We start from the raw sequence: 12,848 nt of genomic DNA on the forward strand, positions 1-12,848 counted from the left end.
GCCCTGTTGCCGCGCGTGTCCCGGTGCTGCTGGCCGCCCTGCCCCGTTTCGCCCATGCCATCCCGGGCCTGGGTGGCTTGCTGCACGCCCCCTTGCGCTATGTCGCGCGCCAGGCCGGTCTGCGGCTGATCTGGCACTCCCAGCCCGGCCCGGAAGCGAGCGTGGAGACCGATCCGGCCAGTACCCTGTGGCAACGGTTGGCCCAGGTGTCGGCAGTGCCGCTCGCATCCACGGCGATTGCACAAACCCTGTTGGCCGTGCAAGACAACGGCATGGCCACCCGACTCCTGGCCGGTCCGTGCCGGGCCCTGACCGTGCCCGAGGCGCAGCGGGTGTTGCTGCGCATCGCGGCGCAGTCCATGTTGCAAGACACTCCACACCACGCGTCTTACGGCTGGAGCCACTGCCTTACTTTGCCGCAGGCCGTGCTGGCCAACGCCGATGCCAGCCGCAACCCGCAGGCATTGGTCGCCATCGCTGCCACCCATGTGCTGGCGTTCCGTGCCACGCTGGGCACCGTGGAACTGCAAGCCATGAACACGGTGGCCGATGCAGATATTTCCGTCACTACTCTGGCAAGCGATGCCGCTACGCACCCCGATGTCCACTTGGCCAAGTACACCCTGGCCTGCCTGGATGCGGCAAACAACGACCCGCAAGCAGCACCACTGTTCTTAACGGCAGCACTCCATTTAGTTGCATGGTGGAAGGTCCACGACGCTACACGAACCGCACCGAACGGACCGAAAGTGTGGCCTCTTCAAAACCCTGGAACGGGAAGCTGATTTCTAAAGGCCAGGACGGTTTGGAAGAAATGGCGGCGGGTCATGGGGCGCAAAGACTACTGCAGGGGTGGTGAAGGGAAGATGTTTCCTGGCAGGCACTGCCTATACTGGCCGCCGCAGTCCTAAGCCCTCAATGCACCACCACCCACTCCTCACCAGCACCACGCCTGAATACGCCCATCGGTGTCAGTATGCGCACGCCTTGCGCGCGCCCGCATGGAGCCGGGTGGCGGCTCGGTGACGGCATCGCACCGCTTGCGCGACCCCTGGGTCGATGCCTTGCGCGCACTGGCGCTGCTGGGGGTGTTTATCGTCAACGCGGTGGGTTATGCCCAGGCTCCTGACTACCCGCAGCCCGTGGGCGGCCCGCTGCCCGCCGATTCGGTGTTGGCGCTGGCGCTGCACGGCCTGCTGCTGGCCTGGGTGCAGGGCAAAGCCTGGTCGGTGCTGTGCTTTTTGTTCGGTTTCAGCCTGGGCGATCTGGCACTGCGGCTGCGCGCCACGGGGCACAAGGTACGGCTGGCGCTTCGGGCGCGCTACCGCAAATTACTGCTGGTGGGCGTGCTCCACGGGGCACTACTGTATTTTGGCGACATCCTGACCATGTACGCCCTGTGCGGCTGGCTGGCATCGCGTTGGGCAACCACCCGACCGGCTAGATTGCTGCGCATCGGGCGGCGCATCACGGTACTGGTCGCGGTGCTGCTGGCGCTGTTAGCCGGCAGCCTGTGGCTGGCGCCACTCGACGGTGCGCAACCGTTGGCAGAGGCGCTCATCAACGCGCCCACGCTGCGGGTCTTCATGGCGCGCAATGCCATGGCCTACCTGTGGGCGCAAGTCGGCTCGGTGCTGTTTTTTCTGCCCATGCTGCTGTGGTTGACGGTGGCGGGCATGCTGGCGCGGCGTTTCGGGCTGCTGGGCCAGGGGGGTTTTGCCCGCCAATTCTGGAGCCGCCACCTGGGCACCGGGCAACTGGTACTGGCCTTGGCGCTGAACCTGGGCATCGCCCTGACCGCCGTGCGCTTGCATGCGTTGGGCCAAGCCAACACCACGCGGCTGGCCTTGCTCACGGTGCTGGCGGCCCTGCCCGGCATGTGGCTTGCCGCTGCCACCATCGGCTGCTGCATGCGCTACCAGCACCGCCACCCCACACCACCGCACTGGGTGGTATGGCTGGCCCCAGCCGGTCAGCATACGCTGGCAATGTACCTGCTGCTGTCTTTGGCGCTGGTGCTGGGCCGCACAGCTTTGCGCAGCCTGGACGGCGGCACCGCCCCGACCTTGGCACTGGCGATGGCGGCCTGGTTGGCGGCGGTGTATGCCGCCCGCTGGGCCACCCGGCAGGGGTTGCGCGACCCGGTCAGCCGGTGGCTCTCGCAACGGACGAAAACGGCCCTTTTGAACCACGCCCCACGCTGATGCACCGCCGCCACTTCCTCGCCACCTCCGCCCTCCCCCTGCTGGGCTGCGCGCCCGCCCCTGAGATCACCGGCGGCTTCACCGGCATTGGGTGGGACCGTGGGCATTTGTTACGCGGTGCGCGGACCTGGCCTGCGCCTAGCGTCACCCACCGCACCGACGCACTGATCGCCGGGGGCGGCGTGGCAGGCTTGGCGGCGGCGCGGGCCTTGCGTTTGAAAGGTATCGAGGACTTCGCCCTGCTGGAGCTGGAAGACAGCGCGGGCGGCAACAGCCGGGGCGGCGTGGTGGGCGGCATGGCCTGCCCGCTGGGCGCGCACTACCTGCCGGTGCCCGGCGACGACGCGCCGGATGTACAGAATCTGCTGGAAGAACTGGGCTTGCGCCAGCGGGTGGCGGGGCGCTGCGTCGTTGATGAACGCCACCTGTGCCACAGCCCGCAAGAGCGCTTGTTCTTGCACGGCGCGTGGCAAGACGGCCTGTTGCCGGTGCAGGGTGTAGGCGCGGGCACGCTGGCCCAGTACCAGAAGTTTGCGAACCTGGTGGAGCAACTGCGCCAACAGGCCCCATGGCACATTCCGGCATCAAATCGGCCTCTTGCGCAAGTACAGCTTACGCTTGCAGCTATTACTTTTGCAGCATACCTGGACCAACACGGTTTAAGCGATCCGTACCTGCGCTGGTACCTGGACTACTGCTGCCGCGACGACTTTGGCGCGGGCACGGCCACGGTGTCGGCCTGGGCGGGCATCCACTACTTCGCCAGCCGCCACGGCTTTCACGCGCCGGGGGGCGACAACAGCGAGTGGGATGGCGGCGTGCTGACCTGGCCCGAGGGCAACGCCTGGCTGACCCGCCGCCTGGCCGCGCCACTGGGTGAGCGGCTGCACACTGGCCAGGTGGTGGTGCGCATCGCCGAGACCCGGCACGGTGTGGAGGTGGATGCCTTCAACACCGCCACCCAGGCACTGGAGCGCTGGCAGGCCCGGAAGGCCATCGTCGCCCTGCCAGTATTCATCGCCGCGCGGGTGGTACAGAACCCGCCCGACTTTCTGACCCAGGCAGCGGCACGCACGACCTACGCGCCCTGGCTGGTGGCCAATATCCACATCGACAAGCCGCTGCACGACCGCCCCGGCCCGGCCCCCAGCTGGGACAACGTGCTGTACAACGCGCCCGGCCTGGGCTACGTGGATGCCATGCACCAAAGCCTGCTGCCCGTGCCCGCCGCCACCGTGCTGACCTACTACCGCGCGCTGGGCGATACCCCGAACGGCCGGCGCCTGCTGCTGGAAAAACCGTGGACGGTGTGGCGCGACGAGATCCTGGCCGAGCTGGCCACGGCCCACCCCGACATTGCGCAGAAAGCCACCCGCATAGACATCACCCGCTACGGCCACGCCATGGCCATCCCCACCCCTGCAGTTTCAAGCCAAATTGGCCTCCAGCCCATACAAAACCTACACAAGCAGCTACAAAAACCGCAGCGCCTGGCGTTTGCGCATAGCGACTGGGCAGGGTACTCGGTGTTTGAGGAGGCGTTTACGCTGGGGCACCGGGCTGGGTCTCTTACCTGACTGGCGTCGCCGTAACACCAGTAGGCCCAGCCTGAAATTTACATAGAATAGCCCTCTAGCGCATATTCCGTATACGCTAGTAGCTATTGAAAAAATAGCAAGCCTTAATTACGCTGGCCCGTGAAGCTATTGCCTGCCGAGCTGCCGCCCACGTACTGCCAGATGCCGCTCAAGGCCCCGTTGCTGGCCACGGTACCGGTGAAAGTGGCCGCACCCGATGCCCCGGCGGACAACAGCAGGCTGCCGTTGCCTGACACATTGCCCGTCACCGGCGACTCCAACCCGCTGAAGGTGGTGGACACCGTGCTGCCGGTGATCACGCCGCTGGTGGCGATGCTGACGCGGAAGGTACCGACTTCCTGGCCGCTGTAGCTGCCGCTGTAGTTACCCGCAAAAGTACCCACGGGGGGCGTAAACAGCGTGGTGGGCAGCGGCAGCACATAGTCACCGCCCGTCGCCACCGCCGTGGCCGTGCTGCAAGGCAGCTGGCGCACCTCGCCGGGTGTCAACGCAGAAACAACCACCTTGGTGAAGGTGGCAGGGTCTTGCAAAGAGTACAGCTCCAGCGGAATGTTGGCGGGCACGCGCAGCAGGGTGAAGTTGCCATCTGTCGGGCCAGGCAATACGCGTGACCAGCCATTGCCCCGCAGGCCAAACATGCCCGCCTGGGTCTGCGCCGCACCGGCGGCATTCACAAAGCAGCCCTGCAGCGTGGCGGAGTCGCCTTTGTAGTCCAGGTTCCACTGCGTGAAGTGGGCCACGCTGGCCGCGTAGCTGCCGTTGGATTGGCGGGTGGCCTGGCCTTCGGCCGTCCATACCTTGGCCGATTCGTCGTAGTACCACATCGGAATGGTGGCCGCGCTGCCTGACACGCTGTTGGCCGGATAGGTCAAGATGGCAGTGCTGCCGGTCTTGAGCTGCAACGGGTTGCCGGATGGGTCACTGAGCTTGACTTCGATCACGCCGGCCGAGATCAAGGGCGAACGCACCCCGGCGCTGACCCCTTCGTAGGGCGCAGAAAATGCCTGCACGCCGGCAACGGTGTCCGGCCCGTAATAGCTGCTGCCCACCCGAACCGTGCCGCTGTAGGCCGTGCCCGCAGCGGTTTGCACGGCATTGGCCGGAATCACCACACTGGCACCATTCGGGCTGAAACTGGCCCCCAGCGTAGCGTCAAACGTGGTGCTGACCTGGTCGGCAAACAAGCCCACCGTAATGCGGGTGGTGCGGCCAGATGTGACCGGGGCCTCTTTGGCAATGGTCGCGTAACCAGCCTTCTTGACCAGCACCAGGCTGGTCGCCGTGGTGTTGGCGACGGTGAATGAGAAGGCACCATCGGCTCCGGTGGTGCTGGTCTGGCTGTCCAACACCACGGCGGCGTTGGCCACTGGCTGCGCACTGCCGTCCTGTACCCGCCCGGACACCACGGTGGTCGTGGTGCTACCACCACCCGTACCTCCTGTGCCGCTGCTGCTATCGCCGTCACCGCCGCAGGCAGTCAGCAGACCCGCAACGCATAAAGACACCATCCATGCACGTAAGCATGTGGATGGCAAACGAACCGACGGTAAAAACTGCATGTTGTATGACCCTGGTCAAAGAGGCGTGGAACGCCGAAAAAAAAGAAACAACCGGAATGCAGTGTGAAATTTACTATGTAGAAACATGTCCGCCAGGGATCATTTGTTTCAAAAAGTTAGCATTTGACCGCCCCAGGGCGCTGGGTGAGCCCTGCGGCATTAGCACACCGCATACTGGCGTTGAATGAAAAATCAGCATCCCACTCCGACCCTAGCCACCTAGCCAATGCCATGACTACACCCTACCCACCAATCGAACCCTACCGCACCGGCACCCTCGCGGTGGACGACATCCACACCCTGTACTGGGAGGAAAGTGGCAACCCGGACGGCGTGCCGGTGCTGTTTTTGCACGGCGGGCCGGGATCGGGCACGTCGCCCCGGCACCGTCAATTTTTTGACCCCGCCCACTACCGCATCGTGCTGTTTGACCAGCGCGGTGCGGGCCAATCCACACCGTTGGGCGAAATCCGCAACAACACCACCCAACTGCTGGTGCAGGACATCGAACAGCTGCGCCAGATGCTGGGGATTGCACAGTGGCTGGTGTTTGGCGGCTCCTGGGGTTCGACGCTGGCGCTGGCCTATGGGCAAGCCCATCCGCAGCGCTGCACCGGCTTTGTGTTGCGCGGCATCTTCCTGTGCACGCCGTCAGAAATCGACTGGTTTTTGAACGGCATCCGGTATTTCTTCCCTAAAGAACATGCAGCCTTTGCCGGCCACATTCCTGCAGCCGAACGCGGCGACCTGCTTGCCGCTTACGTGCAGCGCCTGTTCAGCAGCGACCCGGCGGTAAGCTTGGCCGCTGCCCGCACCTGGAGCCGCTACGAGGGCAGTTGCCTGCACCTGCTGCCGCACCCCGAGGTGGCCGACCAGTTTGGTGCCGACGCGGTGGCGCTGGGCGTGGGACGGCTGGAGGCGCACTACATGCGCCATGGCGCGTTTTTGACCGACAACCAGCTCATCCGCAACATAGACCGCATACGCCACCTACCCGCCGTGGTCATCCAGGGCCGGTACGACGTGGTGTGTCCGCCCTGCTCGGCCTGGGCGTTACACCAGGCCTGGCCGGAAGCCACCTTTCAGATGGTGGAAGACGCGGGCCACGCAGCTTTTGAGCCGGGTATTGCCAGCGCGTTGGTGGCGGCGACGGAGCAGTTCAAACACCACGGCAGGCTGTAAACCGCCTGTGGCTCAAGCGCGGCGCGCGGTGAGCCACTTGGCGGCAGGCAAAGCTTCGGCCACCACCCGGACTTCACCGATCTTGCCGAAGAAGCCGTCCGCGCGGTCTCCGTCCCACGAGCCGCCGCCGACCACCCAGGGGGAAGTAGCGGACAGCGTAGCCAACCCCGGTACATTGCTGGTATTGCGCAGCACCGGCGCGCCTTCCACGTACATGACGGTGTCGTGCGTAGTGGGGTCGTTGACGATGGCGATGTGGACCCAGGTGTCGGCGATGATCTCACCCGACCAGCTGGCCAGGCCCTGGCGTGCACCGCTGGTGTCTGGCACCACTTCCCACTGCACTTCACGCAGGCTGGAGATGGCGAACAGCAGGGGCGGAGACTCTGGATCTTCGCCGTTGAAGCCGGACAAATCGCCGCGCTTGCCGTCGCGCGTCATGATGTTCATCCATGCGTGCTTGGACTTGTCCCAGGCTTTGTCGATCTTGATGAAGGCCTCTACCGTATAGCCGCTGCTGGCAAAGGTTTGCGCATTGATGGGGGCGGCGGCATCGGTCAAGAAATAGCTGAGGCGCGGCGTGTTCTTGTTGGTGTTGAGAAAGCCCACAGAACCCGGGGCTGCCGACAGCCGGTGGTGGTCGCTGCTCCAGACAATGTCGCCCAGCTCTGCGCCGACGATCACGCCGCTGTTGAGCGCGTCGCGCTTGAGCGGGTTGGCACCGGTGGCATCTACAATCTGTGTCCCCGGGGCCACGGCCGCACCATCCGCGCCGCCGTAGAAACGCCAGTGGGCCACGGTAGACGCGACTTTAGGGTAGTCGTCACTGTCTTTGGGCAGCGTCTGCACTACCGCCGCGGGCTCGTTGAAGCCCTTCAACACCAGGGCCTTGGCTTGCTCCACCAAAGACGAGGCCACCGTCGCCTTGCCCAGGCCAAATGTGGGATTGAAGCGGGCAAAGCGCTTGGCAAAGTTCATCGCGATGCTGAAGCTGTGGTTGGGCGCAGTCAGCACCGCCTGGTCAAACGCATTCAAGCTGTCGGCGGGCTTCATCGGCACCCAGGGCGAGAACGACAGCACCTTGACCAGGTTGTTGGTCAGGTCAAACTCGTACAGCCGCATCAGGCCGTTGCCGCCCTGGTAGGCCATCTGGTAGTCCACCACCATTTCTTCGACGGCGTTGCCGAAGTCGTTGGTCTTGGTAAGGCGCGCACCGCCGTGGTGGTGGCCATTCAGGGTCATGAAAATCTGGTCGTTGTCGCGGATCAGCTTTTCCCACAGCATCTTGCCGTAGCCGGTCTCCAGCGGGCTCACCGCGTCAGGGGCAATATTCAGCAACTGGTGGTTGACCAAAATGACAGGTAACTTGGGATGCGCCGCGATCACGCCACGGGCCCAGGCAATACCGGCATCCGAAATCCGCCAGGACAGCGACAGCACCAGAAACTGCTGGTCTTGCCCGGTGAAGACGTGGTATTCATGGAAACCCGTGCTATCGCGCTCGCCAAAGGTGGTTTGGCGTTTGGCGCGCTTGGCACTGAACCACTGCAGATAGGGTTCGTTGGCCAGCACACGCTGCGTGTCGGTACCTGTGGTGGGGTTCGCGTCAAAGTCCAGGTCGTTCAGAACGTCGTGGTTGCCCGCCAGGATCGAGTAGGGAACCTTGGCCACTTCCAGCACCTGCATGGCGGTATCGGCAACCTTCCATTGCTCGGGCTTGCCCACCTGGTCCACCACATCGCCCAGGTGGATCAAGAATGGGATGTTGAGCTTTTGCGCGTTGTCCGCCACCCATTTGGTTTGCGCATAAAACGGCTCACTGCCGTAATGCCGTTCGTACTGGCTGCTTTCGCTCGACGTGGCATAGCGTGAATAAAACTGGGTATCGGGCAGCACTGCCAGCGCAAAGCTGGATATGGAAGTGGGGGCGGCAGCACCGCCATCCCCATCGCCACCACCACAGGCGCTGAGCATGCCGCCTGTAGCCAGGGTCGAAGCCGATGCCAGCCCCATTTTCAGCACATTTCGGCGTTGCAGCGCAGCGTCGGCATCGTGCGCATTCTGTGCAAGCGGGATCGGCAAAAACTTCTTCATGGGACATCCAAAAAATAATTGATATGTCCGCAATATATTTACCAATGGTTAAACCCATATGACACACCAAGACTGCTGGCCACACACAGGCTTCTCGCTCGCGGTGGTCTGTAAGCCACTTTGCAATGTGTGTAAAAATTTTCACAAAACCACACGCTAGCGCATATAAATAAAGCGCCAGTAGCTATTTAAAAAATAGCAACTAAATTTCATCCATCAATTGATGCATGCGGTAAGCGCAGCAAATCCCCTATTGAAACCAGCCCATAAAGGACCGAATACAGAAGACCACCATGCCCACCGACGCCACCCACCATGCTGCATTGCGCGATGCCGATCCGAACGATCCGAGCCCCGACAACCCCGAGCTCCAGCAGGTACTGGAGGCCCAGGTGGGGGTCTACCGGCCCATATTGCAAGAAAACCTGCAGCGCGCCGACGGTCTGCAGACCCTGGCCAAAGAGGCCGACCAGCAAGAGCCCGGCTGTGAGGCCGAAATCGCCATGGCGCAGCGCCTATTCAGCCGCTTTGCCGATGAAAAACCAGTTTGGCGCTGGTACCTACTGCACATCCGCTGCTGCACCATCTTTGGCTGGCTGCTATGCCGCCGCCTTGGCCAAGGCTTACCGACCTTACTGGTATGGCAAGTTCAAAAACACCGACTCGGCAAACGCCAAATCCGCCGGCCCAGCCACGTTGTTAGCCCACGCGCCCATCACCCCCGCGGCCATGGGTTTGGCGAACAGATAGCCTTGAAGCTCATCGCAACCCAAGCCGGTCAGTACCTCGCACTGGGCGGTGGTTTCCACGCCTTCTGCCACCACGCTCAAACCCAATGCATGGGCCAGTTGGACAACGGCAGCCACGATGGCGCGGGCATCGGCGCTGTGCTCCAGGTCTTGCACAAAGGACTGGTCGATCTTCAGCTGGCTGACCTGCAGGCGCCGCAGGTACGACAGGCTGGAGTAACCGGTGCCGAAGTCGTCGATGGACAGCTTCACGCCAATCCGCCCCAGCGCCTCAAACGCCTGCAACGTGCCTTCGGCATCTTCCATCGCCACCGACTCGGTGATCTCAAAAATCAGCAAGGCCGGATCCAACTGGTGCTGCTGCAAGGCCCGCTCGATGCGCATCCCTAAATCATCCTGGCGCAACTGGTGTACCGACAGGTTGATGGCCACACGGATACGCAAGCCCTGGTCTCGCCACACCTGCATCTGGCGGCAAGCCTCCTGGATCACCCAGTCGCCCAACGCGTTGATCAGGCCAAAACGTTCGGCCACCGGAATAAAGACCGCCGGACTCAGCATGCCACGCTCCGGGTGTTGCCAGCGCACCAGGGCTTCGACCCCAGTGATCACGCCGCGGCTGGCGCTGACCTTGGGTTGGTAATGCAGAGACAGCTCGTTGCGCTCGATCGCCAGGCGCAGATCGCGCTGGAGTTCGATCTGCTCCCGCACCCCTGCATTCATATGGGGTTCAAAAAATGCATAGGCACTGCCGCCACCCCGCTTGGCCGCATACATGGCCGCATCGGCATGCCCCATGAGCTGGTCACGCGGGCCATCGGACGGAAACATGGCAATACCCAAGGAGCACGACAAGCGCACCTCGTGCTCGCCACCGGCAACGGGCAGGCTGAGGGCATCGATGATGCGCTGGGCGATTTGTGCGGTGGCCGTGGTGTCGGGATTGCCCTCCAGCAGCAGCACAAATTCGTCACCACCCACGCGGGCCACGGTATCGGTGGTCCGGGCCAGGCTGGCCAGGCGCTGGGCCATCACCCGCAACACCATGTCGCCAAAGCCATGGCCAAACGAATCATTGACCGGCTTGAAACCATCCAGGTCCACAAACAGCACCGCCAGGGACGACCCATCCCGGGCGCAACGCTGTACGGCGACACCCACGCGGTCGTCAAACAGCAGGCGGTTGGGCAAACCGGTCAACGCATCACGAAAAGCCAGCGCTTGCAGCTCGGTGTTGGCCGTCTGCAAGGATGCCGCCAGCACGGCCGTTTTGCTTTGCATGCGGGCATCATTCATCGAGGTGAACATAGTCAGGCTTAGCAGCACAATGGTGGCCACCGACACCAGCAGGCCCAGGCTGTCGCCCCGGAGCTGGTCGGCGCTCAGGCACACCGACCCTTCCGCAAACCGGGCTGCCGCCATACCGGTGTAATGCATGCCGCAAATCGCCGCGCCCATGACCAGGGCGGCCAGCAACTGCCACCAGCGTGCCGCATTGCCGCTGAGGCGGCGCAGCCAAAAGAAGATCAGCAAAGCCACGGCCGATGCCGCCACCGCAATGCCAACCGAGGCTAGTACCCAGGCAGGTTCCCATTGGATACCCGGGGCCATGTCCAGTGCCGCCATGCCGGTGTAATGCATGGCACAGATGCCGGCCCCCATAGCCAGCGCCCCCAAAGCCAGCCGGGGCAGCGTCAACCGGTTGCGGCTGGCCACATACAGTGCAATTGCCGACACTGCGACTGCAGCCACCCACGACAGTGCGGTGACCCCATAGCCATAACCCACCGCAAACGGCAGACTCACCGCCAGCATGCCGACAAAATGCATTGACCAGATACCCGTGCCCATGGCCATGGAACCACCGGCCCACCACCCCAGGGCCACCGCGCGGTCCAGGGTGCGCACGCGCTTGGCAAGGTCCAGCGCGACATAGGACGCAAAGCTGGCAATAAAGTAGGACAAAGCCACTACGCCTGGGGCGTAACGAACGGCAACGAAAGAGGAGTCCATGGGTACCCGGGTAAAGGAAAAATCGCAAAAACAGACTGCCTTGCTATCCCATTATCAAAGATGTACTCAAGCCGACGGGTGCTTTAGAAGTTCGCCGCACAGGGAAAACATCTGTTGGCCCGCAGGCCACTCAGCGTGCAGGCAGCGGCAAGTCCACCACCGCCTCCAGCCCAGGCTGCGCGGGCCGCAACGTCAGCCGCCCGCCGTGGGCCTGGGCCACCAAGCGGCACAGATACAGCCCCAAACCAACCCCGCCGGTGCCACGCTGGCGGGCGGCATCGGCGCGGTAGAACGGCTGGGCCAGCTGCGCCCATTGGCCATCGGCCACGCCTGGGCCATGGTCGCGCACGCGCAATTGCAGGCCGTCACCAACCCGCGCCAGATGCACTTCGACCAGGCCCTGACCACCGTGCAAGCGGGCGTTGCCCAGCAGGTTGCGCAGCAGCAGGCGGATACGCACGCGGTCCAGCGGCCAGGTGGGTAAATGCGCTTCGATGTGCAAATCGGTGCCGGGGGCCGTCGCCATCTCTGCCACCAGCGCCGCCAAATCGGTGGGTTCCAGGTGCAGGGCGGCGTGCGGGCTGGCCAGGCGCTCGCTCTCCAGCAGGTCGTTGACCAGGTCGCGCATGAGTTGCAGATCGCGCAGCAGCGGGTCGCGCAGGGGCTGCAGCTCGGCGGTTTCGGGCAGCAGCTCGGTGTTCAGACGGGCGCGGGTTAGCGGCGAACGCAGCTCATGGCTGATCGCCAACAGCAGGCCGCGCTTGGCTTCCAGCATGGCGTGGATGTCGTGCGCCATGGTGTTGATGTGCTGGACCAGATCACCCAGTTCGTCGCGGCTTTGCTGCGGGATGGGCTGGCTAAAGTCGCCCGCGCCAAAGCGCTGCGTGCCGCGGCGGATGTCTTCCAGCGGACGCAGCAGGCGGCGGACCACTGCAAACGCTACGCCGGTCAGCAGCAGCAGCACCGCCAGGGTGGTCCAGATGATGTTGCTGCGCGGCTGCTCCCAGTCCACATCGCCCAGGCCCAGCACCACCCGGCTGCCGTCGGCCGTGGTACGGGTAAGCCAGCGCGGACCCACGTCAGACGCGCGCGCCCAGGCCCGCAGCGGTTTGTCGGCATGCTTGTCCGGATGGGAGTTCCAGTGCACCTGCGGGCCGTCGATACGCACCGACAGCGGCAGGCGCTGTACCAGGGCCTGGGCCCGTTCGACACTGGGCGGGCTGCCCAGATCGGCCACCAAGTGGTCTACATAATCCGCGACCAGGGGACGGGCGGCTTCGCGCCAGCCGACCGAAAAGGCCTTTTGCATGCCCCCCACAAACGCCGCCGACATGGCCAGCGCCAGCAACAAAAACAAAGTCACCAACCGCCAGCGCAGCGAATGGCGCATAGCGTGGCGCGCGCGGCGGTGCCAGCGGGCTTTTCCCTGGTTTTTAAACATAACCATGG

At 63.8% G+C, this 12,848-nt stretch carries 9 protein-coding genes; 5 read left to right on the forward strand and 4 right to left on the reverse strand.

The annotated features are described in order from the left end of the window. Positions 1-23 precede the first annotated feature (23 nt). From AC097L_RS21140 to AC097L_RS21150, 3 genes are all read left to right on the forward strand, one after another. The gene (locus tag AC097L_RS21140; protein ID WP_479588691.1) at positions 24-785 is read left to right on the forward strand and encodes a hypothetical protein; all 762 of its coding nucleotides are present in this window, start codon (positions 24-26) and stop codon (positions 783-785) included. A gap of 183 nt (positions 786-968) precedes the next feature. Continuing rightward, positions 969-2,204, forward strand: coding sequence for a DUF418 domain-containing protein (locus AC097L_RS21145; RefSeq protein WP_479588692.1), 1,236 nt, complete (start codon positions 969-971; stop codon positions 2,202-2,204). Further along, positions 2,204-3,781: an FAD-dependent oxidoreductase gene (locus AC097L_RS21150; RefSeq protein WP_479588748.1), complete on the forward strand. Its 1,578-nt coding sequence runs from the start codon at positions 2,204-2,206 to the stop codon at positions 3,779-3,781. Before AC097L_RS21145 ends, AC097L_RS21150 begins: the two co-directional genes overlap by 1 nt. Before the next feature lie 104 nt (positions 3,782-3,885). Here the strand turns inward: AC097L_RS21150 and AC097L_RS21155 are convergent, their stop codons facing one another. Continuing rightward, positions 3,886-5,310 carry a carboxypeptidase-like regulatory domain-containing protein gene (locus AC097L_RS21155; RefSeq protein ID WP_479588693.1) on the reverse strand — a complete coding sequence of 475 codons (1,425 nt, stop codon included), beginning with the start codon at positions 5,308-5,310 and terminating at the stop codon, positions 3,886-3,888. 56 nt (positions 5,311-5,366) lie between these two features. Between AC097L_RS21155 and AC097L_RS21160 the strand changes: the two genes are divergently transcribed. Then, positions 5,367-5,549: a hypothetical protein gene (locus AC097L_RS21160; protein WP_479588694.1), complete on the forward strand. Its 183-nt coding sequence runs from the start codon at positions 5,367-5,369 to the stop codon at positions 5,547-5,549. Positions 5,550-5,592: 43 nt separating this feature from the next. Further along, complete coding sequence (gene pip / locus AC097L_RS21165) at positions 5,593-6,543, forward strand: prolyl aminopeptidase (RefSeq protein WP_479588695.1); 951 nt, start codon at positions 5,593-5,595, stop codon at positions 6,541-6,543. 12 nt (positions 6,544-6,555) lie between these two features. Here pip and AC097L_RS21170 read toward each other — a convergent pair whose 3' ends face one another. From AC097L_RS21170 to AC097L_RS21180, 3 genes are all read right to left on the reverse strand, one after another. Continuing rightward, a complete protein-coding gene (locus AC097L_RS21170; RefSeq protein WP_479588696.1) occupies positions 6,556-8,637 on the reverse strand; it encodes a laminin G domain-containing metallophosphoesterase family protein in 2,082 nt (693 codons plus the stop codon). Between the two features lie 632 nt (positions 8,638-9,269). Then, complete coding sequence (locus AC097L_RS21175) at positions 9,270-11,399, reverse strand: putative bifunctional diguanylate cyclase/phosphodiesterase (RefSeq protein WP_479588697.1); 2,130 nt, start codon at positions 11,397-11,399, stop codon at positions 9,270-9,272. Between the two features lie 130 nt (positions 11,400-11,529). Next, positions 11,530-12,846, reverse strand: coding sequence for a HAMP domain-containing sensor histidine kinase (locus AC097L_RS21180; protein ID WP_479588698.1), 1,317 nt, complete (start codon positions 12,844-12,846; stop codon positions 11,530-11,532). Positions 12,847-12,848: the final 2 nt, after the last annotated feature.

It is taken from the genome of Rhodoferax sp. RT5P35 (genome assembly GCF_056521385.1).

Bases quoted from the DNA above. Each gene is read 5' to 3' on its own strand.
- AC097L_RS21150 (WP_479588748.1), top strand. From the start codon at position 2,204: ATGCACCGCCGCCACTTCCTCGCCACCTCCGCCCTCCCCCTGCTGGGC.
- AC097L_RS21160 (WP_479588694.1), top strand. From the start codon at position 5,367: ATGACCCTGGTCAAAGAGGCGTGGAACGCCGAAAAAAAAGAAACAACC.
- AC097L_RS21170 (WP_479588696.1), bottom strand. From the start codon at position 8,637: ATGAAGAAGTTTTTGCCGATCCCGCTTGCACAGAATGCGCACGATGCC.
- AC097L_RS21155 (WP_479588693.1), bottom strand. From the start codon at position 5,310: ATGGTGTCTTTATGCGTTGCGGGTCTGCTGACTGCCTGCGGCGGTGAC.
- AC097L_RS21175 (WP_479588697.1), bottom strand. From the start codon at position 11,399: ATGGACTCCTCTTTCGTTGCCGTTCGTTACGCCCCAGGCGTAGTGGCT.
- AC097L_RS21180 (WP_479588698.1), bottom strand. From the start codon at position 12,846: ATGGTTATGTTTAAAAACCAGGGAAAAGCCCGCTGGCACCGCCGCGCG.
- pip (WP_479588695.1), top strand. From the start codon at position 5,593: ATGACTACACCCTACCCACCAATCGAACCCTACCGCACCGGCACCCTC.